Below are 21143 nucleotides of genomic sequence, written 5' to 3'. Positions count from 1 at the left end.
GACAGCGTTTGACACCGATTTGATTGGAAACCAAGAAATGAACGCCCGTGTGGACACCTCCGTGCTGAGCCATCTCAGCAACCGCCACCTCGACGCCCTTGAAGAGGAAACCATCTTCGTGCTGCGCGAAGTGGCCGCCGCCTTCGAGCGCCCCGCCCTGCTGTTTTCGGGCGGCAAGGACTCGCTGGTCATGCTGCGCTGCGCCGAAAAGGCCTTCGGCAAGGGTCGCATCCCCTACCCGCTGCTGATGATCGACACCGGCCACAACTTCCCGGAAGTGACCGATTTCCGCGACCTGCGCGCCAAGGAGCTCGGCGCCGAACTCATCGTGCGCAGCGTCGAGGACTCCATGGCACGCGGCACCGTGCGCCTGGCCCATCCGGGCGAAAGCCGCAACGTGCACCAGTCGGTGACGCTGCTGGAGGCCATCGATGAATTCCGCTTCGACGCCCTGATCGGCGGCGCGCGCCGCGACGAGGAAAAGGCCCGCGCCAAGGAACGCATCTTCAGCCACCGCGACAGCTTCGGCCAATGGCAGCCCAAGGCACAGCGCCCCGAACTGTGGACGCTGTTCAACACGCGTCTGGCCCCCGGCGAGCACTTCCGCGTGTTCCCCATCAGCAACTGGACCGAACTCGACGTGTGGCAATACATCGAGCGCGAGCAGATCGCCCTGCCCAGCATCTACTACACGCACAAGCGCGAAGTGGTGGAACGCCGCGGCCTGCTGGTGCCCGTGACCGAACTCACACCGCCGCGCGACGGCGAGGAAGTCGTGGTGCGCGACGTGCGCTTTCGCACCGTGGGCGACATCACCTGCACCTGCCCCGTGGAAAGCGATGCCGCCACGGCGGCCGACATCGTGCTCGAAACCCTGGCCGCCGATGTCAGCGAGCGCGGCGCCACACGCATGGACGACAAGACCAGCGAAGCCTCCATGGAAAAGCGCAAGAAGGACGGATATTTCTGATGACCACCGCAAGCATTGCCGCCGGCGCAGCCGTTGCGGATTCCCCCGCCACCGAGGCCTCCAACGCCTCGGCCCTGCGCTTCATCACCTGCGGCTCCGTCGACGACGGCAAGAGCACGCTGATCGGCCGCCTGCTGGTGGACACGCGTGCCGTGCTCCAGGACCAGCTCGCCGGCGTCACCAAGAGCGGCGAGACCGACCTGGCGCTGCTGACCGACGGCCTGTCGGCCGAGCGCGAGCAGGGCATCACCATCGACGTGGCCTACCGCTACTTCGCCACCGAAAGCCGCAAGTTCATCATCGGCGACGCGCCGGGCCATGAGCAGTACACGCGCAACATGGTCACCGCCGCCAGCAGCGCCGACGCCGCCGTGGTGCTGGTCGATGCCACCAAGCTCGACTGGAAGAACCCGCAGCTCACCCTGCTGCCGCAGACGCGCCGCCACAGCCTGCTGGCCCACCTGCTGCGCGTGCATTCGCTGGTGTTTGCCGTCAACAAGCTCGACGCCGTCGAAGACCCGCAACTGGCCTTCGTCCACATCCGTGGCGCGCTGCAGCGCTTCACGGCCGAGGCCGGCATCGCCTCCGCGGCCACCGTGCCCGTCTCGGCCCTCAAGGGCTTCAATGTGGTCAACGCCGAGCCCGGCTGGGCCGGCTACGACGGTCCGAGCCTGCTGCAACTGCTGGAGCAGTTGCCCAACACGCCGACCGACACCGGCCTGGCGCTGGCCTTCCCCGTGCAGTGGGTGGAGAAATTCTCGTCCTCGGCCGATACCAGCCAGGGCCGCCGCGTGTTCTGGGGCCGCGTGGCCGCAGGCCGCGCACGCGTGGGCGACGCCGTGCAGATCCTGCCCAGCGGCCAGCAGGCCGTGATTGCCCAGGTGCTGGACCATGCCCGCGTTCCCGGCTCCATCGACGCGGGCCTGTCGGCCGGCATCACGCTGGACCGCGAGGTCGATGTCTCGCGCGGCGACTGGATCGTCGCCGCCCCGGTGGCTGCAGCGGTCACTGCCGATGACGACTTCGACGCCCCGCAAGCGGAGCCCGCATGGCCCAGCCAGCGCGAGCTGACCGCCACCGTGGCCTGGATGGACGAGCAGCCGCTGGTCCCCGGCCGCACCTACCTGGCGCTGCACGGCCACCGCTGGATCAAGGCCAAGGCCCGCCGCGTGGTGCACCGCCTGAACATCCACACGCTGGCCCAGGAAGAGGCCACCCAGCTGGAGCCCAACGCCATCGGCCGCGTGGAGCTGCTGCTGCAGGAAAGCATTCCCGCAGCGCCCTTCACCCAGGCCCGCCAGCTGGGTGCGCTGATCCTCGTAGACACGGCCAGCCACGCTACCGCAGGCGCTGCACTGCTGGATTGAGCAACTGGACAGTCCCGCTTCGCGAGCCGGCACATGCCGGCTCGTGGGCTTTCAGAAAACCGCAGCAGTCCGCGCCAGAATCTCTTGCATGTGCAGGACCGTGTTCCGAAAAATTCTAGAATCCCGGGTTGATACCGACATTCACACCGCAAATAAAAGACTCCCATGACTCACGTCGTCACCGAAAACTGCATCAAGTGCAAATACACAGATTGTGTGGATGTCTGCCCCGTGGACTGCTTCCGCGAAGGCCCCAACTTCCTCGTGATCGATCCTGACGAGTGCATCGATTGCGCCGTGTGCATTCCCGAATGCCCGGCCAATGCCATCTTTGCCGAGGAAGACGTCCCCGCCGACCAGCTCGCCTTCATCAAGCTCAATGCCGAGCTGTCGCTGGAAAAGGGCTGGAAGAGCATCACCAAGCGCAAGGCCTCGCTGCCCGACGCCGACGACTGGAACGGCAAGCCCGGCAAGCTGGACCAGCTCGAACGCTGAAGCCGCGCAGCCCATGCAAGACACCTCCGGCGCGCAACCGATCCAGACCGATGCCCTCGTCATAGGCGCAGGCCCGGCGGGCCTGTTCCAGGTGTTCCAGCTGGGGCTGCAAGGCATCCGCTGCCATGTCGTCGATGCCCTGCCCCATGTGGGCGGGCAGTGCGCGCAGCTGTACGGCGACAAGCCCATCTACGACATTCCCGGCATTCCGGTGTGCACGGGCCATGAACTGGTCCAGTTGCTGCAGCGGCAGGTCGCGCCCATGGACGCGCAACTGCACCTTTCCCAGCAGGTCGCCCAGCTGCAGCGCATGGACGATGGCCGCTGGCTGGCGCAGACCTCGCAAGGCCTTGAACTGCATGCGCGCAGCGTCTTCATTGCGGCTGGCGTGGGCGCCTTTGTGCCCAAGGCGCTGAAGGTGCCCGGCGTGGAGCGGCTGGCTGCAGGCCAGCTCCACTACCATCCCGCCGATCTGGACATGGTGCGCGGCCAGACCGCCATCGTCCACGGTGGCGACGAAGAGGCCGTGGCCGCGGCCATTGCCTGCGCCGACAGGGCCCAGACCACTTGCCTGCTCTACCGCCGCGACGCCTTCCAGGCGTCGGCGCCGTTGCTGGAGCGCCTGCAGGAGCTGCGCGACAGCGGCGCCATCCGCGTGGTGATCGGCCAGATCACGCAACTGCATGCCGACTCAGGCCTGCTGCGTGCCGTGCAGTGGATGGATGGCGAAGGGCAGGAGCATGAACTGGCGGCGCAGCAACTGGTCGTCTGCCTGGGCATCTCCCCCCGCCTGGGCCCGGTCGCCGAATGGGGCCTGGCCATGGAGCGCAAGCAGCTGCTGGTGAACCCTGCAACCCAGGCCACCGATGCGTCAGGCATCTATGCGATCGGCGACATCGTCAGCTACCCGGGCAAGCACAAGCTGATCCTGTGCGGCTTCCACGAAGCCACCATGGCGGCCTTTGCCGCCGCCGAGTACCTGCAGGGCGAGAAACCGCTGCTGCAGTACACGACGACCAGCGCACGGCTGCACGCCATCCTCGGCGTTTCCCATCCGGACGCCTGAGCTTGGTGTTCGCCGCCCGGCGACCCTACAGTTCGGCGCGGCAGTGCCGATAAGGTGGGCAGCGTCCACTCATGCACATCAAGCCTATGGTTGCCACTCTAGAAGCCCCTCCCAGCACTGCCGTCGCGCCACCGGCCGATCCGCGCAGCTTCACCTTCCAGATGCCGCTGTTCCGCCCGGGCACGCAGGTCACACAGAACGGGAAGGCCGAGAAGGTCAGCCACGTCATACTGCGCCGCCGTGAACTGATGGTCTATCTGGTCGGCCATGAAGACCCCGTCAGGCCAGAGCGGCTGAGCATCGCACCCTCGATGTTCACCACACAGCGGCGCCCTGAAGCCCTGAGCTGGATTCTTTGACAGAAAACCGGGCCTGGGCCCGGTTTTTCATCGACGACCCTTCGAGACTCAGGCCTCGCCGCGCCCGGCCATCTTCTGGCCCAGGCGCACGGGCGCGGCATGCGTCCACTGCGCGTTGAAGCGCAGCCCCGCCGATGCGGGAAACAGCATGACGACGGTGGAGCCCAGCTGAAAGCGCCCCATTTCCTCGCCCTGGCCCAGGACGATGGACTGGTCGTCGTAGCGCCAGTCCTGGATGCGACCGGGCCGCGGCGGATTGACGATGCCGTGCCACACCGTTCCCATGCTGCCCACGATGGTGGCCCCCACCAGCACCAGCACCATGGGACCGTGGTCCGTATCGAAGACGCAGACCACGCGCTCGTTGCGCGCAAACAGGCCCGGCACGCCGCGCGCCGTGACCGGGTTGACCGAGAACAGTTCGCCGGGCACATAAATCATCCGACGCAACCGGCCGGCACAGGGCATGTGGATGCGGTGGTAGTCGCGCGGGCTCAGGTAAATGGTCGCGAAATGCCCGTTGTCGAACTGCCGCGCCAGCTGTGCATCGCCGCCGACCAGCGCCGTGGCGCTGTAGCTGTGCCCCTTGGCCTGGAAGATCTGCTCGCCCTCGATGGCGCCGATCTGGCTGATGGCGCCATCCACCGGACAGACCCAGTCAGCCGAAGCCAGCGGCCGCACACCGGGCTTGAGCGCCCGCGTGAAGAACTCGTTGAAGCTGGCATAGGCCGCAGGATCGGAATCGGCCGCCTCCGACATGTCCACGCCATAGCGTGCAATGAAGCGACGGATGACTGCCGTGGTCAGGTCACCCGCACGCGCCTGGGCCAGGCGCCCCATGACGGCAGTCAGCGCCTGCTTGGGCAAAAGATACTGGGAGAGAACGGCAAGTCGATCAGACATCGAGGTTTTGCTATAAAAGTAATAGAAGCTGTGGGCGGATTCTAGCCAACCCGCGACCATCGCCCCTCCTCGGCTACCGCGGCCTTCAACCCTGGCCGGACCGCCCCAAAGCCTCGCACACGTTTTTCGAGGCCATCTCATCACACGCGGATGACAAAAGCCTCGCCGTCCCAGCACGAATCCGACCTGTGTTTTGCGTACGATGGCCGCTTTGAACACCGCCCGCACGGCGACGAATACAACACTGTAGAATCAGGAAGTTTAGGTGTTGCCGGGCTTCGTCTTTGCGACACCGTTGTGACCTGGTCCTCTGTCCGGTCTGCGCCTTTTGCGCAGAACATCCACAGCCTTTTCAGCCTGACCACGTACCCCATGTTCTGTGGGCCAGGCAAGGTTTTCGTGGTTCCGACAAATGAGTGCCGCAACCGACCCAGACCTAAGAGATTGAACACATGGCCAAAGAAGAACTGATTGAAATGCAAGGCTCCGTCACGGAAGTCCTGCCTGACTCTCGCTTTCGTGTGACGCTGGAAAATGGACACCAGCTGATCGCCTACACCGGCGGCAAGATGCGCAAGCACCATATCCGCATCCTGGCTGGCGACAAGGTATCGCTGGAGATGTCGCCCTACGACCTCACCAAGGGCCGCATCACCTTCCGCCACCTGGCCAACCGTGGCCCCGGCCCTGGATCGCGTTGAACAGAAAATTCGCACATTGCGAAAATACCCATTTTTTTGACGCTACAATAGCGTTTTAGTCGGAGCGTAGCGCAGCCTGGTAGCGCATCTGCTTTGGGAGCAGAGGGTCGCGAGTTCGAATCCCGCCGCTCCGACCAAATGATTCAAGCCCCTGGTTCGAAAGAGCCAGGGGCTTTTGTCTACATATCTGCAAGGTGTCTACACTTTGCTGTCTCGCGGGCCTACGCTGGCCCCGCATCAAAGACCTCTACCGGCGCCAGCCGCAACAGCTCAGAGGCCTCTTTCACAGTCCCCGCCAACCACTGATCAACGTCCCCAAGCTCGATCGGGATCACGCTGCGCTTGTCCTGACGGTCGGCCGGCAGCTTGGGGTCGGGCTTGTGCATGCGGCTCATCAGCGGGTGCGCGTCGGCATTGATGGTCAGCATCGTGTAGCTCTCGTGCACCTCGCCCGTCGCCGGGTCAGTCCACACGTTCCACAAGCCCGCCAGGCCCCACGGGTCACCATCCGCGCGGGCGAACCTCCACCACACGTTTTTCCCGGTTTCCCAGTTGGGTTCGTCAAAGGTGCTCGCGGGGATGATGCAGCGCTGCCCTCTGGCCCAGGGGTGCTTGTAGCTGGCCTTCTGGCTCAGCTCCTCCGAGCGGGCGTTGTTGGTCGGGAATTTCAAACGCGGCTCTTTCGCAAACCACGGGATCAGGCCCCACTGCCCAGCGACTAGCTCCCGGCTGTACCACGGTAGCGACAAGTACCCGCAGCGCTTCAGGTTGCCGCCTGAGGAGCTTTGGCACCTCGACAACATCATGCACAAGGGCGAGCACCCGGGAATCATGTGGGGCGTGCCGCTCGAAGCTGACCCCACGACCCGGGGCGAGATGGTCGCAATCGATGGCACGGTCGTGTCGATAGCGCCTGCTGACCCAGCGCCTACGGCCTGATCGGCAGCGTGCAAGCCATCAGCGCGGCCTGCAGCCTGATTTCATAGCCTTCGCGGCGGTCGATCTCAGCCAGGGCCGCGCGCAGCAACTGGAATGGATCGGCGTCCTCGGCCAGGGCTTCGGTGGGCATAGCGGGCCGGTCGGGGATCGGCTCGCGGCATTCCACGGGAACGGGCACCTTGACGGTCTGGACCTCGACGCGCGGCACGGAGCCGCAGCCGGCCAGAGCCAGCGCGCCCAGCAGTATGGCGGCGCGCATCATGGCTTGGCCCTCCCCTTGAGCCAGTCCGTGCCCAGCGCCTGCAGGCTCGCGCAGCTGTCGCCAGGCGCAGTCGGCGCCGTGGCCAGGGTGTAGTCGGCGCGGGCGTTGAGCGCCTGGGCCTGGCCAGCAGCAGCAGCACGGGCCGGAGCGGCCTCGGCTGCACGCTGCGCGGCCACGGCGCCCAGCGCCTCGGTGGCATCGCTACATGCCTGTGCACCCTTGAGTGCGCCGTCCCGCTGCTGCTGCATCCCCGCCAGCTCGGTGCGCGCCGTGGCAGCATCGTCCCGGGCGGACAGCCAGGCCCAGCCCAGCAGCAGGTTGCCGGCTGCGAGCGCGGCGATGATGATCTGCTGGGGGCTCATCATCGCGGCCACCAGCCTTTCCGCCGAGCCCAGCCGCGCACGCGCAAGCCAGCCTCCCAGACAACGAAAAGGGCCGTCGCTGCCCACTTCATTAGCGTCGATTTCATGATGCCCCCAGAAGGTTTTTGCCGACGCGCCGAGCCCAGCCCTTGCCGAAACTACCCCAGGTCGGCAGGTCGGCCAGGAAGAGCAGCCGGTGGCCGTTGAAGCGAGCGGACAGCGCCGGGCCTGCGGCTGCAGCAGCCGCCATAGTCTTGGGGCCGAGAATGCCGTCATCAGCCGCGCCGGCCGCGCGCTGCAGCCACTTGATGGACTGCACCGGGCCGCTGTTGACCGCGCCGTCGAACACATCGAAGCGCACGGCCTCGGGCAGCTGACCAGCGCGCACGGCGTCCCAGTACAAGCGCCGATAGATGCTCTTCGCGCGGTCGCGCGGCAGGTCGCGCATCTCGCCTAGGTAGCCGTCGGCGCGCGCGACCCGGGCCGTGACGCCCCACATGGTCTCGCCGCCCGGGTCCGCCGAGTTGTTGGAATAAAGCCCTTCGTGGCCGAGCAGGCGGTCGAATGCCTGGTCAAAGTTCATGGTCCTCTTGCCTCCGCATGGGGTGGCCAGCGCCATGCCAGCGCGCCACGTTGATGAGCAGGCCCGCGAGCACGCAGGCGCTGAAAATGGTGTCGCCCACAGTGGTCCAGGTGCCCCACAGGGCCGGCTGCATGCCCGAGGCCAGCGCGCCGGCCAGGAGCAATGCATACCTGGCCCGGGCCAGCTTGTGCACGCGGGCAACGCGGGAGTTGAGGCGGCAGATGCAGGCCCAGCCGATGGCCAGGCAAATGCCCAGGTTGAGCATCGCGAGCAGCTGATGGGATTGCCATGTCATGGAGTGCCCCCTTCCCCGCCGCCGCCCGCTTTTCGCTCCAGTACGCGGCCGGCGCGCTCGAAGACCCAGCGGCCCAGGCGCGGCCAGTCGTCGCCCACGCCACCCACGACGAGTGCGATGGGAGCGAGCATCCAATTCGTCTCATCCATGCCCATCCAGCGCCCGGCAAGCGTGGCCAGGCCAGCAGTGATGAGCAAGGCCGTGGCGTTGAGCCTGGCGAAGTAGCCCACGGCGCCGAGCCGCGAGCTGGGATCTCGCCGACCCAGTGCCCAGGCAGCTCCCACGGTCGATGCAATGAGGATCACCGCATACGGACCGATGTAGCCGGCCATCGCCGGCCCAAAGAGCACTGACGCGATGGCCACAGCTGCGGCTGTCGGTTCGAGTTGATTCATCGTCGCCCTCCTCCGGGCTGTTTTGGGCATGAAAAAACCCGCCGAAGCGGGTTGGTGTTGGTCGGGGCGGATCAAAGCGTCACAGCGAGCGCGAAGGCCTCATCGAGCGATTGCGGCGTGCCGCCGAGTTGCGCCCAAAGTTGCTGCAGGAAGGGGTTCGCACGCTCCCAGGTATCGGCCTCGTACTCGATCTTGGCCTCGCGCTTTTGCACCGGGTCCGTGATCGCCGCGATGGCGGCTTCGGCATCGTCCAGCACCCCATGGGTGAGCAGTGCGAGCTGCCCTTGGCGCCGCGTGCAGGACTTGGGTATCAGCGCCGCAGCCTCGGCCTCCCGTTGACGCTCGCGCTCAGCGAGCTCAACCGCGTTGAGCGGCACGACGGACCACTGCTGCCGCCATACGCCGTCGATCTCGATGGGCTCGATCTCGATGGGCTTGTGCGTTTCCGCGTCGTAGCTTGGCGTGCCTGTCAGCTCTACGGGCGCGTAGCACTCCAGATGGTGCGCCATCATCGTGAGCGGGTGCAGATCCTGGATTTGAGCGACGCTCAGAGGGTATTGCCCTGTTTCGATATTGATATACATGGTGATCCTTCTTAGGCCACATTCCCAAGCCTGGTGCCATTGGCAAGCCAGGTAACAAGTGAGTTACCCACGATATATCTGCCTGCTGCTGATCCGTTAGTTGGGCCACTCAGCTGCTGCGTTGTATATGTGCCCGATGAGAGGCCAAAACCGCCATTACCTCCCGGCTGCCCCATTGCGCCCCCTGCCCCGCCCGTGCCGCCAGTTGCCGTAGGCGGCGTCTCGCCAAAGGTAGGGCCGGTATAAGTTTCAGATGTTCCAGCTTGCCCTGCCGTCTGATTCAGGAAGGCAAGTGTTCCTGACGTATTAAACCCGGCACCATTTCCAGCATTGCCAGCGTATCCGATGACAGGAACAGAGTCGCTTCGATAGTAGAGAGTTACCCTTTGACCGGTGCCACCCTGACCGCCTCCCCCGAATATCGTGCCATTATTGGTAATCTTTATGCGGGACGTGGTTGTTATCGCGTCACCGCTGTTGATTACGCCTCCGATCCGACCATTGTTTACGATTGTTAGGGTGTCGTGCGGAATATTTGCAACGGCGATGTTTAGGGATGCAACATCGACCCCGGAATTTATCGTCACGGTAAACGCCGACGCTCCATCCCAGCCGGCACCTATAGCCAGCGCACGAATATCTGGTGAGCGAACATTCGCAGATATGACAATATTGACTGCGCTTCGTGCCGAAGCCATAAGCCATCGTGAAATCATCCTTGATGCACTCCCGAATAGAAGCAATCCCAAATATTCTGCCGACCATAAAAAAACACAATCGTGACAATTTGGTTTGCGGCATAGTTTGGTAGAGTCTGGCCAACTGGAGGCTGTGAATTAGAGGGTATCGTAATTGGTCGAACTCCTCCGGCACTGTACACTCTCAAAGTTACTTGGTCTCCAAGCTGCCGCCCCTGAGCCGGTAGGCTGAATGTGACAGGTCCGTTGATCGAGACGTAGTGCACACTGCCTTCCCTCGGATCGATAGCATAAGTTGTCGTGCCCGCTGGAACATTCGCTGTTTTCTCGCGATCCATCATGGTGCGATCCGTAATCATCCGGGACCAAGCACCCCATGCTGCGTCATGCCGCGTGCGAACAAACATTGCCCCAGCGTTCTCTGGAATTCCCGAAAACGCTTGAGACGCAATCTGTGTAACCCGTCCACTCTCGCCGAAAGTAATTACATCCCACGCATTGACGCTCGTGTGTCCAGGCGGCCAGTCAGACCCAACGCCTGTGGCAGAAATGTAGGTAGCCCACTGGTTTAGTGGGGCAGCGCTCATCGCTGCAGTATGGTCAAAACCAGTAGCAGTCCTGGACGTGACTTCATTCGCAGGCGGCGCTTGGAATCCCGTCGCGCCTGGAGGCACGTTGATCGGTCCAGCAAACGTGCCGCCAGATTTAGGCATCAGTGTGCTGATCACAGCCCCGATACCGGGATTCCAGTCTGTGCCGTCCCACCACAGCCACACGCCCTTAAGATCTGGGTCAGTGCCCACGTAGGTGTACCAGGCGCCGAGCTGCAAGGCATTGCCCTGGTTGTCCTTGACCGGGTTGGAGGTCTTCGCACCCAGATACAGGGCCTGCATCTGCGTGTAAGCCCCCACAGCGTTGCTTGCATGGGTGCTGGCCGTTGACGCGCTACTAGCTGCAGCCGTTGCCGCGTTCTGGGCCGCATTGCGATAGCCCATGGCTGCGTCTGCTTGGCTGGTGGCAGTGCTCGCTGCAGCCTGAGCTGTCTGCGCATATTCCTGCGCGGCGATGGCGCAAGTCCGGCACGCCACAGCAATCTCGCGCATCCGCGAGACAGCAGGCGGGACCGACGTGGCGTATGCATAGGCCTCGTTGTTGAAATTGGTGCTGCCGAGCGCCGGATAGGGCGAGATCGGCAGCACGTCCGGGATCGTGACGATATCGGTCATACGTTGCCTTTGATTTGGATTTCTGCGCGGGCGGTTGGGCCGCCCGAGGAGCGCACGGTGCCGGTGACCTTGCCTACGGTTGCGAGGTGCGAAAACTTGGCCAGCTTGGAGACTTCGACGGCCACGACCTTGCCGGCTATCTGGGTCAGCAGCGCATCGATCAGCGGCGCCTGGTCAGCGGCCACCACGACGGACAGGCTGATGTTCTTGGCCTTGCGTCCCTCGATGTCCTCATACGTGCCGTCCGCGTTGTCCTTGGTGTAGCCATAGTCCTTGGTCGTGACCTCGGCGCCATCCTCGACCGCGCTGATGCCGCCTGAGGGAGCCAGCAGAGTCTTGTGGTTGCCCACACTGATGTATCCGACCGCCGCCTCGGCCGTAGCCTCTGAGCGGCGCACCGTGATCTTGATGCGCTGATCAGGGTGCAATGGGATGCCCCTCAGGACGTAGTGATCGCCGCGCTGCAGGTCGCCGAAGAGGTACTCCCATTCGCCGTATGCCTGCTGCCACAGGTCAGCGTTGATGGGCGGAATCAGGTTTGCCCCGCCAGGGCCGGCCGTGATGGTGATGCTGAGCGAGTCGCCCTCCAGCCCATACAGAGCCAGGCCATCGGCGAACACGCCCTTAAGCTCATAGGTCAGCGTCTGGACGGCTCGCGCCTTTGTGAACAGGTATTGATCGAACGGGCACCAGCGATTCGTCGGCTCTTTGAAGAGCCACTCGGCCGGCATTTTGTCCGGCGTTGTCGCGGTGCCCGTGTGATCTTTCACGCACTGATAGATCTTCCTTTCATACACGCGGCGGTCGCCCACCTTGTAGTTTCCGGACCCGACCCATGCCACTTCGCCCCGGGCTGCATCAAGCTCGGGAATCGACGTGGCAGGGCCGAACGAATCCGTAGTTATCGCTTTCGGCAAAAGAATGTTCATGCCTGCACCATCCTCAATGCGCCCGACTCCGCAACGGTGTCGAACTGGTCAGCCATTTGCGGCATGCCTGCGGTGTTGCGCTCCAACGCGGCGATCTGCCCGCGCATCAGCCGGTTTTCGGCGACCAGCTGCTCCACCAGCGACTCCAGGCGCGAATTGCCGCCTGCGCCGCTGAGCAGTGCTTGCGTCTGGGCAGAGGACCAGTAGCGCGCCGGCCCCGTGACCTCAAGCTCTGGGCCGCGCTCGCCGACGAGGCGAACACCTCCGGAATGCAGCCCGCCGCCCGCGAACGCGGGCACGCCGACAGCGGCGCCAGCCTTGCGCCAGTCCGACTCAAAGAACCCAGATAGGGCGGAAAGATCGGCCATCGTGCCGCCCGCCGCTTTCACCGCGAGCAGCAACCCGCGCACATCCTCAGTGCCATCGAAGGAGTGGTAGATCGGCGACAACCGATCCAGCTTGTCAATGAGCTGCTTGTCGATGACGGGCTCGTACCAGACGTCGCTTCCGTAGATGCGCACCTGCTTGTACTTGCTGTCAGCCGGCTTTGAGCCGCTGCTGTCGCCAGGCAGCGAACCGCCGAAATCCGGGCCGCCGCCATTGCCACCGCCAGCCGCTGGCCCAGGCTCGGAACCTGGCACAAGCAGTGCGCGCAGCAGCTGGATCGCACGCTCAACGCTGAGCGTGGCATCGATCTGCGAAGCGTTGCCGCTCAACAGGTCGCGCCAATACTGCAGGGTCTTGTCGAGCTGGGTGATTTGCTCCTGTGCCGCCTTGAGCTGCCGCTCCTCGACGCTCAGCTGCGTCTCACCTCGCTCTGCAAGCTCAGCGAGTTGCCCCGCCAGAACAAGCGTGTCGCGATCCCTCTCGAACTGCGTTGCGTACCCCTTCGACTCGATGCCGCCACGGGCCGCCCCAATGGCGTCAGTGAGGCCCTCGAAGCTGGAAACCTTGGCCCCACTACGCACGCCCGCAAGCGCGCGCTCGATGTAGACCATGCCCTGTGCAGCGAGCATCTGCTGCGTGTCGTCAACCGCGCCATACAGGTCACGCGCATTCGATTTCAGCGACGCCAAAGCACTGGAGAGGCTTTGCACTGCAGCTTGCGACGCAGATGCAATGTCGTTCCAGTAGCTGCGCTCACGGCTGACTGCTGCCTCGAAGTTCGCCAACGCGGCATCTTTGGCTTTCTGAGCCGCCTCAGCCGCAGCGCGCGCCGCCTCCTGGGTTGCAGTGCGCTCGTCTTCAAGAGCCCAAATGCGCTCCTGGATGGCCCGATTGCTCGGGTCCAGGGCGGCCAGCTCGCGGCGGCGTAACTCAGCGGTGTCGCCGTTGAGTTCAAGCCAGCGCTTTTCCAGCGATGCGTACTGGTCCTTTGCGGCAATCTCTGCTCGCAATGCCTCGTTGTAGTCCCACGCGGCGCGCTCAGCCTCGCTCATGCCCTCCGTTGCCAGCTTGCGCAGCGCTGCCTTGTACTCATCGGTCTGCCCCGTCGCGCGCAGCAATTCGGCTTCGAGTTGCACACGATCAGCGGACAGGCTTGCAAGTACGGCTCCAGCTGCATCAGCGACAGTTCCAAACACGCCGGCCAGGGCCAGCAGCTTGGCCGCCAGCTCGTTGTTGCCGCTTGCCAGTGCGTCTTCTATAAGCTTCCGGAACTGATCCTTCGCCGCTTTCCCGGCTGCTGGGTCGATCTCGACGCCCAAGCCCTTGAGCTGCTCCATGACCTGCCGCTGCAGAATCGCGGCGCGCTCCTGCTCGCTGTAAAAGCCGGCATAGAACGCATTCACGTTGCCCGCCAGGGCCTCGATACCTCCCGAGGTCTTCAGCAGTTCGGTCTGGGCCTTTGCATTCAGTCCGCTAAAGCCAGTGATGGTTGTGGCCCAGCCCTTGAAGGCCGTGTCGATGACAGCGATTTTCTGGATCGCGGCGTTCAACCCCTCGACTGTCACGTCGTCGCCCAGGGCGTCCAGCTCTTCACGCATCCAGCCGGGGATGTCGCCCTTTTTGATCTCATCGATCAGTGCGCCACCCATCTGCCCAACAAAAGCGGCCCATGCTTTTTGCGGGTCCGTCCCCAGTGCGCCATCGCGCGCCGTGAACTCCTTGAGCACCTCTCCTGTGAGCTTGTCGAGGATCTTGAAATAGCCGTAGCTGTCCTCGTCGCCGTACTTGGGATTGCTCGCGAACCCCGCGACGATATCCACATCCCGCGCAGTGCCGCCACCGATCTGGCCAAGGGACTTGTACAGCTTTGCGAGAGAGTCAACAGTCAACCCGAGTTGCTTACCCAACTCCGGGCTGTTGCGCTTCGTCAGGTCGTCATACCAGTCACCTGCGGCGCGGCCGAACAGCATCTCGGCCGCTTTGTCGTTGCCGACACCTGTGGTGCTGTATGCAGCCCCCACATGGTTGGCACCTCGGCTGCCGAACATGTCCCCCTTGAGCAGTGAGAACACGGCAATGGCTGCGCCCAGGTACGGCAGCGCCGCGCCCAGAGCCTGCATGCCGCCCGCGAACAGCTCGCCGCCCATCATCATCTCGATGCCACCAGAGAAGGCCGGCATGCCGCCCATGAGGCCCGCGCCGAAGTTCGTGCCGGCGAACAGGCCGCTCTCGCCCAGCAAGCCCAGGCCGGGGATGCCCCCGCTGAAGCCGCCGCCTGAGCCCCCCGTGCCGCCTACGCCTCCCAGGCCACCACCGCCACCACCCTGAACCCCGATGAGCGACGCCACAACCTGCACCACGAACGGTCGCAGGAACATCTTGTAGATCTGGTCCGCCACGGTCGTCTTGAACGTGGTGGTCAGGCTCTTCGTGAAGCTGTCCCAGCCGTCGCGCCCGTTGTTGAGCATGTCGGCGAAGCCCTTGCGGAAGATCTCGTCGTACTGCTCAACCTGCTTTGTGACGTACTCCTCTTGGATCCTGAGCAGCGACGTCTGCGTGTTGACCTCGGCCTTCTCGCGGGCCTTCTGGCGCAGCGTCTCGCGCTTCTTTTCGTTCTCGTTCGTGTCGTCGCTGTAGATCGTGCGGTCGATCTCCGCCAGCTCCTTGGCGAGCTCCAACTCGATGCGGCGCTGCGCGATGATCTTCTTGCGCTGCACCTCGTCGGCACCCAGCAGCGACAGGCCCTCTTTCTGGATCTCCAGCTCATCCTTGGCCGTCTGCAGCGACTTCGTGAGGCGGTCGTCCATCTGCTTGTAGTCGGCCTGCTGCAGCGCTGCCGTGTAGCGCTTCTGGGCGGCGATCTTGGCTTCTAGGCTGGCGATGTACTTCGGGTCGAAGCTGTCGCTGCCCTGGGCCTCGGCCATCTGCTGCTCAAGCGTGGCGAGCGTCATGCGCTCGATCTCGGTGCGCCCTTTGCCGAACACGGCGTTGGCAGCCTCCTGCTCGCGCGCACGCTCGTTGACCGAATCGGCGGCCTTGAAGTTGCCGGCGATGAGGGCTTCTTGGGCCTTCATCGACTTCTCCAGGCCGTCATTGCTGCGCAGCTGCACGCCCAGTGCATCGGCCAGGGCCTTCGCTTCCTCCAGCTTGGCGCGGGTCTTCGCGTTCGTGGCTTTCTCGATCTGGGCCGACAGCTTGAGCGACTCGCGCTCACCAGCATTGAGGTCAGCGGCGGCCACGCCCAGCGTCAGGAGCTGTTCGCGGTACTGCTTCGCCGCTGCAAGCTGGCCCTCCAGGCTTGCCAGCTGGTTGTCGGAGATGCTGATGCCGCCCGAGCCCTTCTCCGTGAACTTCTTGTTGATGCCGGCGACCGTCTTGTCGTAGTCCGACTCCAACTTCGCCAGCTTTCCAGCGAGCTCTGGCATGTTGGCATAGGCCTTCTTGGTCTTTTCCACGGCCTCGTTGTAGAGGTTCTCCGCGACCGTCAGCTCTTGTTTGCGCTTCACCTCCTTGCTGGCGAATTGACCCCCGATCTTGTCGAAGCCTTCCATTGCATCGACATACTCTTTGTTGGCGGCTTGAGTCTCCGCAATGGACTTGCCAGCAGCGCCAGCGAAGGCCAGGAAATCGGAGGCCTGTTGAATTCGCCTCTTGAGATCCTCTACGCCCTTGTCGTAGCTCTCCCGCATACCGGGGGCATCGTTCTTCGGGCCGGCAGCGATTTTGGCCGTGAGTTCGCCCTGAAGCCTTTGCAGCTCCTTCGCCGCCTGATCACTGGGCGAGGTCTGGCGACCAACGCCGAGGATGGCATCCCACATCTTCTTCGCGCCGCCCGTCACGATCTGGACCGCGCGCTCGATGTAGCCCAGGTTCTGGGTCAGCTCATCTGCGCCGGTCTTCATCGCGTCTGCGTAGGCTTTCTGAGCCACAGCCGCAGCCTCGGCAGTCTTGCCCTGCTTCTCCAGCGCCTTGATCTGGTCGTAGATGCTCGCCGTCAGGTAGTTCATCTGCTCGTTCAGGGCGAGCGATGCCTGCAGCGGATCCTTGGCCAGGTCCGCAAACTGCTTGGCCGTCTCGCTGACGGCTTGGCCCGTGGTCTTCTCCCATTGCAGGGCGATGGCCGTGAATTCCTTCAGCTGGTCGGATGCGACTTTGCTGTAGCGAGCCATCTCGGCCAGGCCAGCAGCGGCAGCGCCCTGAGTGCCTGATGTGCTGGCGATGGCGCGAGCCATGGCGTTCAGCTCATCAACGGTAGTGCCAGCCTGGTTGCCGCTCAGCACCAGCGCCTTGCGGAACGCATCAGTCTCCTTGCTGCCTTGGTAGTACGCCACGCCGAGCGTGGCGACGGCAGCAGCAGCCACTGTGAACGGGTTCACCAGGCCTGCCACATACGACGCCATGCCGCGGGCGGCTGCGCCAGCACCGCCGAACATGTCCTTGAGCTGGCCACCCTGCTGCAGCAGCACCGTCAGCGGGGCCTGCCCCGACTGGAGCGAGACAACGATGTCGGTGAACTGGGCCGGCACCATGCGCATGGCTGCAGCGGCCTGCGCGGCCGACACGCCCACCTTGCCCATACCGGCCTCGGTCTCGCGCAGCTTTGCGATGTACGGGGCGGCCTGGCTGGCGACACCCAGCTGCGCAGCCTGCAGCTCCAGCAGCTCGGATTTCGTCTTGCCCAGGGCTTGGGTCTGCGAGCGCAGAGACTCCAGGAAAGACGACTGCCCAGCGTCACGGGCCTGCTGAGCCTTGAACGATGCGAGCGCCTCTTCGGCCTCGCGCAGCTTGGCGACCAGCGGGTTCAGCTTGGTCGCGTCGAGGCCACGCATCTCGATCTTCTGCTCGAAGGCGCGGCTCAAGCTCTCACCCGCCTGCGCTGCGATCTTGGCCTTTTCCGTCGCGCGGGTCAGCGCCTGGGCCATCGCGCTTTCGGCCCGGCCCATCTTCTGGGCTGCTTCATCGGCGCCATCGCCGATACCTTTCATACCCTTGCCCGCGCGCTCGCCAGCTTTTGTGACGGAGTCGGCCATGTCGGCGGCGCCCGTCTTGATGCCTTGGAAGACGGGCTTGGTTTCGTCCTCTGCCGAAATGACAAAGCCGAATTTGCGATTCTGTTCTTCCATAGCCGCTCCACAAATGCAAAGGCCCGCCGAAGCGAGCCAAAAATAAAACCGCCAATATGGCGGTTAATTTGTTTTACTATCTAATTTCAATAACTCATAAAGATGAGCAGGCTGGGCCGCCACCTTTCCCCAGTGATTCATTGACTATATTTGCCACCTTGACTGCTTCTTGTATATCTTTTGCAAATACCTCTACAGCGCCTTTCTCAAGCGTAAAATATCCTTTCTCTCCTGAAAGCCGTATTACTTTTTCCTTAGCCAAGGCGAACTGATTTAGCTTCGTGTAATCCTCACGCTCAAGTTTAAAACTCCAGCCCTCCCACACTCTGTCATCGTCAACGTCGCGCTTGACTCCTTGGGGTGGCGCCTCTTGCTCATACACAACGTCGCCTTCAGCCATGAAGCCGATCCTATTCATGAAAATCCATTTCCTTGCATTGAGTGTTGGATTCAACACAACAACAGCTTCACCGCACTGTCGAGCAACAACCCGCAGATCGACGAACGCAGCGGTCCGCCCTTTGTTTGGATATTTCACTTGGAACTCTTGCCACGCAGTCATGACAGGCGTCAAATGATCAACCTTCCGGAAGCCGTCCCTTTTGCCACTCATGGATAAATTACACTTATCCCCAATCGGCTCAAAGCACGCGCTATAAGTTGATACTCCATCCCCATCAGACTTCTGCTTAGAAGCATTAAATGAGGATAGAAAATCACGTCTCCATTCCTTCTCTGTGTACGGCGGCTTTGGTGGCGTTGGTATTTTTGCGTTTATAGAGCCAGAGTTTGCCTCGTCCGTAGGACTCGCCTTTGGAGCCTGCTTTTCACATCCGGCAACAATGGAGAGCACCATCATCGCAACCGGAAAAAATGCTCTATTCATAACCCCTCCATTTGGATAAATGAAGGGCATGCTACCGCATCACCTTTTCTGCGGGATGTTGACCACGGCCATCTCCATCCGCCGCACGTCTGCGAACAGTTCGTCCCAGAGCTCCTGGTCGCCCTGCGCAACGCGGTCCAACAGCGGATAGACCGCCTCGTATCGCAGGCCTATGCGCCCGCCGCCGCCCATTCCAACCACCCAGGCCCATTGCGTCTGCAGGCCGACGAACAGCGCCAGCGACTCGGCGTTCTCGGGCCAGGCCTCCACCGGGTCTTCCCAGTAGTCTTCTGGCTCGCAGCCTTCTGCGACCTCAGGGTCGGGGCTGAAATAGGCGACGGTGGCGCTCAGGAGTTTTTTACGCGGCCGTCCACCAGGGCGCCACGGTAGGCATCCCAGAACGCGGCGGCAGCGTTGGGCTCCTCGTCGAACAGCTGCACCAGGGCGGCCTTGTCGAGGTCGATCTCCACATCCCAGCCCACCAGGTACTTCAGGGTGCGCTCGGCGCTGAATTCCAGACCACGGTCGGCCAGGTTGGCGAAGCTGAATTTCTCGCCGTCGGCCGGCTGGGGGACATTGGCATTGGACACCTCGTCCCACAGCTCGCCGAACTCGCGGCGCGTGCGGTACTTGAACTTGCACTCCAGCTCAACCACCTCGCCGGTCACGCGCACGAACGAGACGGGCGCGGTGATGGTCTCGGGGCGGTCGCCGAAGATGAATGCGGGGGGCTTCTGCTTGCCGGCTTGGTCTGCGGCAGTGGAAACAGCGGTCTTGGTTTGAGCGGCCATGGAGTGATCCTTTCAGCGGATGAAAAACGAAAGCCCGTGCCCGACTGCCCGCCTCCGCTGAAAGAGGCGAAACAGCCGGGCCGGTGCTTGGGGTTGACGCCTTAGCTGGCGTAGCGGGTGGAGCGGCCCTTGCCGCTGAAGTCGGCCTTCACGCGGTTGACCTGGCCGTCCTGCATCAACACTTCATCGTTGAGCGCCACGGTGCATGCCAGATACGACGTGGCGCCGTTCTTCATGGTGAGGCGCTGGATCGTGTCGGCGCCGCTGGCGGACAGGTCTTCCAGAGCCGTGTAGCCCGGGGTCTCGATGGCGTCGGCGTCGATTTCCAGCGAGCGCGAGACCGGGCTGAAACCGTCGTTGATTTCTTGCTCGTTCTCGGATTCGAGGTAGCGGTACGTGACCTTCTTGGGATCGCCGCCGCTGGTGTTGTTGGACAGGATCTGCACCACGTCAACCCAGGTCAGCGCCTTCTGGAACGAGCCAGCGCCGCCGCCAGGCGTGAACAGATTGGTGTTGCTGGTGTTGGCCTTGCGGCCCTCCAGGGTGAACGTGTCGGGCGTCGGGACGGCCTTGACGCGGAACACCAGCCCGTTCAGGCGACCCCAGCCGGACAGGATGATCACGATGTTGCCGACGGCCAGACCGTGGCCAGCCGCCGTGCAGACCGCCTCGGTCGCGTTGGTGATCGCGGTGATGGGCACCTTGGCGCCGATGGAAGTGGCCACGGCGATGCGCGAGCCGGTAGGGAGAGATGCCATGTTGTGGCCCTTTCAAAAGCAGAAAACCCGCCGAAGCGGGTTGATGGAGTGCCCTCGCGGGCGGGAGACCGCCAGGGCGGCGGGACAGGTCGGGCGGCCTATCTGGCGCCCAGAATGGAAAAGGTCTGCAGGTAGCCAGAAACGACTCCTGCATCGTCATAGGCCCCGATGGGGTCCCCGTGCGGTCGCGCCGTGAAGGCCGCAGCGGCACAGAGCCGCTCCTCGATGCGCTGGATCAGCGCGAAGGCCTGCAGCGGCGTGGCGGCCCAGGTGTTGATCTGGATGAGCGGCTTGCGCTTGTCGGCCGGCGCGTTGTCCGTGTAGCGCAGCACGTCGCCCCCGATGTGCTGCCAGGTCACGTAGGGCATGGCCGTGCCGTAAGGAGCCGTGCCCACAACAACGCGCGGGCACTCGGCCAGCAGCTCTGCCATCAGGTCGGTTTCCAGCGCCATCAGCCACCTCCTTTCCCGCGAATGCGCCTCAGCAGCTCTTGCTCCGCAGCCTTCTGCGCTTCGGGCATCGAGCTTTCGGCGCTGCGCATGAACGCCTTGCCGGGGATCTGCTTGGGCACAGGAAGCGTCACGTAGTACGCATCCTTTTCCGCCTGGCTCGCGCGCCGCTTCGGCTTGGGCTTTCCTTCCATGCCGGGGCGCACCATCGGGCCCATACCGTCGGGACGATAGACGTAGCGCTGCAGCCACCCCCATTCCAGCAAGTGACCGTGCGGTGCCTTCTTGTGGTTCCACGAAACGTGGTACTCGGCGCGCTCGCCATCCACCGATTTCTCGGTGCTGTAGTACTGGTAGATGGACCGATCCAGCTTGCCAGTGACACGGCCGAGGGCCGAGACGTTGAGTTTCACGCGGTCATAGATCACCTGGGTGGCCGCCTGGGCCGCTGGGCGCAGAGCCCCCTCCACACTGGCCTCCATCTCATTCAGCATGTCAAACAGGCCGCCCAGGTTCGGGTCGATGCGGAAGGCCTTGCCGGAGGTGTTGTTGCCCTGCAGCTGTCGACTCTTGCCGTCGAATCCCTTGCGGGACAGCGTGCGCCTGGCCATGGCC

At 63.5% G+C, this 21143-nt stretch carries 23 protein-coding genes and 1 tRNA gene; 7 read left to right on the top strand and 17 right to left on the bottom strand.

Annotation, left to right across the window (positions count from 1 at the left end):
• Nucleotides 1-37 precede the first annotated feature (37 nt).
• From cysD to GRX31_RS20825, 5 genes are all read left to right on the top strand, one after another.
• The gene (gene cysD / locus GRX31_RS20845) at nt 38-970 is read left to right on the top strand and encodes a sulfate adenylyltransferase subunit CysD (protein WP_016448348.1); all 933 of its coding nucleotides are present in this window, start codon (nt 38-40) and stop codon (nt 968-970) included.
• Nucleotides 970-2337 (top strand): sulfate adenylyltransferase subunit 1, encoded by a 1368-nt coding sequence (locus GRX31_RS20840; RefSeq protein ID WP_160854612.1) that lies wholly within the window; start codon nt 970-972, stop codon nt 2335-2337. The genes cysD and GRX31_RS20840 overlap by 1 nt, the downstream gene beginning before the upstream one ends.
• Before the next feature lie 165 nt (nt 2338-2502).
• Nucleotides 2503-2832, top strand: a complete 330-nt coding sequence (gene fdxA, locus GRX31_RS20835) for a ferredoxin FdxA (protein ID WP_012206456.1) — start codon at nt 2503-2505, stop codon at nt 2830-2832.
• Between the two features lie 13 nt (nt 2833-2845).
• Nucleotides 2846-3898, top strand: a complete 1053-nt coding sequence (locus tag GRX31_RS20830) for an NAD(P)/FAD-dependent oxidoreductase (RefSeq protein WP_160854610.1) — start codon at nt 2846-2848, stop codon at nt 3896-3898.
• A gap of 71 nt (nt 3899-3969) precedes the next feature.
• Complete coding sequence (locus GRX31_RS20825; protein WP_016448351.1) at nt 3970-4257, top strand: hypothetical protein; 288 nt, start codon at nt 3970-3972, stop codon at nt 4255-4257.
• Nucleotides 4258-4305: 48 nt separating this feature from the next.
• On the opposite strand, the gene asd is transcribed toward GRX31_RS20825, so the two are convergent.
• Nucleotides 4306-5160: an archaetidylserine decarboxylase gene (gene asd / locus GRX31_RS20820; protein WP_026062786.1), complete on the bottom strand. Its 855-nt coding sequence runs from the start codon at nt 5158-5160 to the stop codon at nt 4306-4308.
• Nucleotides 5161-5612: 452 nt separating this feature from the next.
• Between asd and infA the strand changes: the two genes are divergently transcribed.
• Both infA and GRX31_RS20810 read left to right on the top strand, forming a co-directional pair.
• Nucleotides 5613-5861 carry a translation initiation factor IF-1 gene (gene infA / locus GRX31_RS20815; protein ID WP_012206460.1) on the top strand — a complete coding sequence of 83 codons (249 nt, stop codon included), beginning with the start codon at nt 5613-5615 and terminating at the stop codon, nt 5859-5861.
• 60 nt (nt 5862-5921) lie between these two features.
• Nucleotides 5922-5998 (top strand) — tRNA-Pro (locus tag GRX31_RS20810).
• Between the two features lie 84 nt (nt 5999-6082).
• Here the strand turns inward: GRX31_RS20810 and GRX31_RS20805 are convergent.
• The 16 genes from GRX31_RS20805 to GRX31_RS20730 form a co-directional block, all read right to left on the bottom strand.
• Complete coding sequence (locus GRX31_RS20805; protein ID WP_442874092.1) at nt 6083-6628, bottom strand: SOS response-associated peptidase; 546 nt, start codon at nt 6626-6628, stop codon at nt 6083-6085.
• Between the two features lie 161 nt (nt 6629-6789).
• Complete coding sequence (locus GRX31_RS20800) at nt 6790-7062, bottom strand: hypothetical protein (RefSeq protein ID WP_160854606.1); 273 nt, start codon at nt 7060-7062, stop codon at nt 6790-6792.
• Nucleotides 7059-7427, bottom strand: a complete 369-nt coding sequence (locus tag GRX31_RS20795; RefSeq protein WP_160854640.1) for a hypothetical protein — start codon at nt 7425-7427, stop codon at nt 7059-7061. The genes GRX31_RS20800 and GRX31_RS20795 overlap by 4 nt, the downstream gene beginning before the upstream one ends.
• Nucleotides 7428-7527: 100 nt before the next feature.
• Nucleotides 7528-8007, bottom strand: coding sequence for a glycoside hydrolase family 108 protein (locus GRX31_RS20790; protein WP_160854604.1), 480 nt, complete (start codon nt 8005-8007; stop codon nt 7528-7530).
• Complete coding sequence (locus GRX31_RS20785) at nt 7997-8302, bottom strand: hypothetical protein (RefSeq protein WP_160854602.1); 306 nt, start codon at nt 8300-8302, stop codon at nt 7997-7999. The genes GRX31_RS20790 and GRX31_RS20785 overlap by 11 nt, the downstream gene beginning before the upstream one ends.
• The gene (locus GRX31_RS20780; RefSeq protein WP_034369244.1) at nt 8299-8697 is read right to left on the bottom strand and encodes a hypothetical protein; all 399 of its coding nucleotides are present in this window, start codon (nt 8695-8697) and stop codon (nt 8299-8301) included. Before GRX31_RS20780 ends, GRX31_RS20785 begins: the two co-directional genes overlap by 4 nt.
• A gap of 71 nt (nt 8698-8768) precedes the next feature.
• Complete coding sequence (locus tag GRX31_RS30905) at nt 8769-9281, bottom strand: hypothetical protein (protein ID WP_237426737.1); 513 nt, start codon at nt 9279-9281, stop codon at nt 8769-8771.
• Between the two features lie 712 nt (nt 9282-9993).
• Nucleotides 9994-11205, bottom strand: coding sequence for a hypothetical protein (locus tag GRX31_RS20770; RefSeq protein WP_160854600.1), 1212 nt, complete (start codon nt 11203-11205; stop codon nt 9994-9996).
• Complete coding sequence (locus tag GRX31_RS20765) at nt 11202-12134, bottom strand: hypothetical protein (protein WP_160854598.1); 933 nt, start codon at nt 12132-12134, stop codon at nt 11202-11204. Before GRX31_RS20765 ends, GRX31_RS20770 begins: the two co-directional genes overlap by 4 nt.
• Nucleotides 12131-17644, bottom strand: a complete 5514-nt coding sequence (locus GRX31_RS20760) for a phage tail length tape measure family protein (RefSeq protein ID WP_160854596.1) — start codon at nt 17642-17644, stop codon at nt 12131-12133. The genes GRX31_RS20765 and GRX31_RS20760 overlap by 4 nt, the downstream gene beginning before the upstream one ends.
• A gap of 94 nt (nt 17645-17738) precedes the next feature.
• Entirely contained in the window at nt 17739-18560 is an 822-nt protein-coding gene (locus GRX31_RS20755) for a hypothetical protein (protein ID WP_160854594.1), read from the bottom strand.
• Between the two features lie 9 nt (nt 18561-18569).
• The gene (locus tag GRX31_RS20750; protein WP_237426739.1) at nt 18570-18881 is read right to left on the bottom strand and encodes a DUF1799 domain-containing protein; all 312 of its coding nucleotides are present in this window, start codon (nt 18879-18881) and stop codon (nt 18570-18572) included.
• Nucleotides 18878-19321, bottom strand: coding sequence for a phage tail assembly chaperone (locus tag GRX31_RS20745; protein ID WP_160854592.1), 444 nt, complete (start codon nt 19319-19321; stop codon nt 18878-18880). The genes GRX31_RS20750 and GRX31_RS20745 overlap by 4 nt, the downstream gene beginning before the upstream one ends.
• A gap of 101 nt (nt 19322-19422) precedes the next feature.
• Nucleotides 19423-20079 (bottom strand): phage tail tube protein, encoded by a 657-nt coding sequence (locus GRX31_RS20740; RefSeq protein ID WP_160854590.1) that lies wholly within the window; start codon nt 20077-20079, stop codon nt 19423-19425.
• A gap of 98 nt (nt 20080-20177) precedes the next feature.
• Nucleotides 20178-20531 carry a tail completion protein gp17 gene (gp17, locus tag GRX31_RS20735; RefSeq protein ID WP_160854588.1) on the bottom strand — a complete coding sequence of 118 codons (354 nt, stop codon included), beginning with the start codon at nt 20529-20531 and terminating at the stop codon, nt 20178-20180.
• Entirely contained in the window at nt 20531-21139 is a 609-nt protein-coding gene (locus tag GRX31_RS20730; RefSeq protein WP_160854586.1) for an HK97 gp10 family phage protein, read from the bottom strand. Before GRX31_RS20730 ends, gp17 begins: the two co-directional genes overlap by 1 nt.
• Nucleotides 21140-21143: the final 4 nt, after the last annotated feature.

Source organism: Delftia sp. CH05 (assembly GCF_009827015.1).
GTDB classification, from domain to species: domain Bacteria; phylum Pseudomonadota; class Gammaproteobacteria; order Burkholderiales; family Burkholderiaceae_C; genus Comamonas; species Comamonas tsuruhatensis.
Note: the sequence above shows the minus strand (reverse complement) of the source record. Positions and strands in the feature narration are given on the sequence as shown.

Coding starts and splice junctions, on each gene's coding strand:
- cysD (WP_016448348.1), top strand. CDS start 38: ATGAACGCCCGTGTGGACACCTCCGTGCTGAGCCATCTCAGCAACCGC.
- GRX31_RS20840 (WP_160854612.1), top strand. CDS start 970: ATGACCACCGCAAGCATTGCCGCCGGCGCAGCCGTTGCGGATTCCCCC.
- fdxA (WP_012206456.1), top strand. CDS start 2,503: ATGACTCACGTCGTCACCGAAAACTGCATCAAGTGCAAATACACAGAT.
- GRX31_RS20830 (WP_160854610.1), top strand. CDS start 2,846: ATGCAAGACACCTCCGGCGCGCAACCGATCCAGACCGATGCCCTCGTC.
- GRX31_RS20825 (WP_016448351.1), top strand. CDS start 3,970: ATGCACATCAAGCCTATGGTTGCCACTCTAGAAGCCCCTCCCAGCACT.
- asd (WP_026062786.1), bottom strand. CDS start 5,160: ATGTCTGATCGACTTGCCGTTCTCTCCCAGTATCTTTTGCCCAAGCAG.
- infA (WP_012206460.1), top strand. CDS start 5,613: ATGGCCAAAGAAGAACTGATTGAAATGCAAGGCTCCGTCACGGAAGTC.
- GRX31_RS20800 (WP_160854606.1), bottom strand. CDS start 7,062: ATGATGCGCGCCGCCATACTGCTGGGCGCGCTGGCTCTGGCCGGCTGC.
- GRX31_RS20795 (WP_160854640.1), bottom strand. CDS start 7,427: ATGATGAGCCCCCAGCAGATCATCATCGCCGCGCTCGCAGCCGGCAAC.
- GRX31_RS20790 (WP_160854604.1), bottom strand. CDS start 8,007: ATGAACTTTGACCAGGCATTCGACCGCCTGCTCGGCCACGAAGGGCTT.
- GRX31_RS20785 (WP_160854602.1), bottom strand. CDS start 8,302: ATGACATGGCAATCCCATCAGCTGCTCGCGATGCTCAACCTGGGCATT.
- GRX31_RS20780 (WP_034369244.1), bottom strand. CDS start 8,697: ATGAATCAACTCGAACCGACAGCCGCAGCTGTGGCCATCGCGTCAGTG.
- GRX31_RS30905 (WP_237426737.1), bottom strand. CDS start 9,281: ATGTATATCAATATCGAAACAGGGCAATACCCTCTGAGCGTCGCTCAA.
- GRX31_RS20770 (WP_160854600.1), bottom strand. CDS start 11,205: ATGACCGATATCGTCACGATCCCGGACGTGCTGCCGATCTCGCCCTAT.
- GRX31_RS20765 (WP_160854598.1), bottom strand. CDS start 12,134: ATGAACATTCTTTTGCCGAAAGCGATAACTACGGATTCGTTCGGCCCT.
- GRX31_RS20760 (WP_160854596.1), bottom strand. CDS start 17,644: ATGGAAGAACAGAATCGCAAATTCGGCTTTGTCATTTCGGCAGAGGAC.
- GRX31_RS20755 (WP_160854594.1), bottom strand. CDS start 18,560: ATGCCCTTCATTTATCCAAATGGAGGGGTTATGAATAGAGCATTTTTT.
- GRX31_RS20745 (WP_160854592.1), bottom strand. CDS start 19,321: ATGGCCGCTCAAACCAAGACCGCTGTTTCCACTGCCGCAGACCAAGCC.
- GRX31_RS20740 (WP_160854590.1), bottom strand. CDS start 20,079: ATGGCATCTCTCCCTACCGGCTCGCGCATCGCCGTGGCCACTTCCATC.
- gp17 (WP_160854588.1), bottom strand. CDS start 20,531: ATGGCGCTGGAAACCGACCTGATGGCAGAGCTGCTGGCCGAGTGCCCG.
- GRX31_RS20730 (WP_160854586.1), bottom strand. CDS start 21,139: ATGGCCAGGCGCACGCTGTCCCGCAAGGGATTCGACGGCAAGAGTCGA.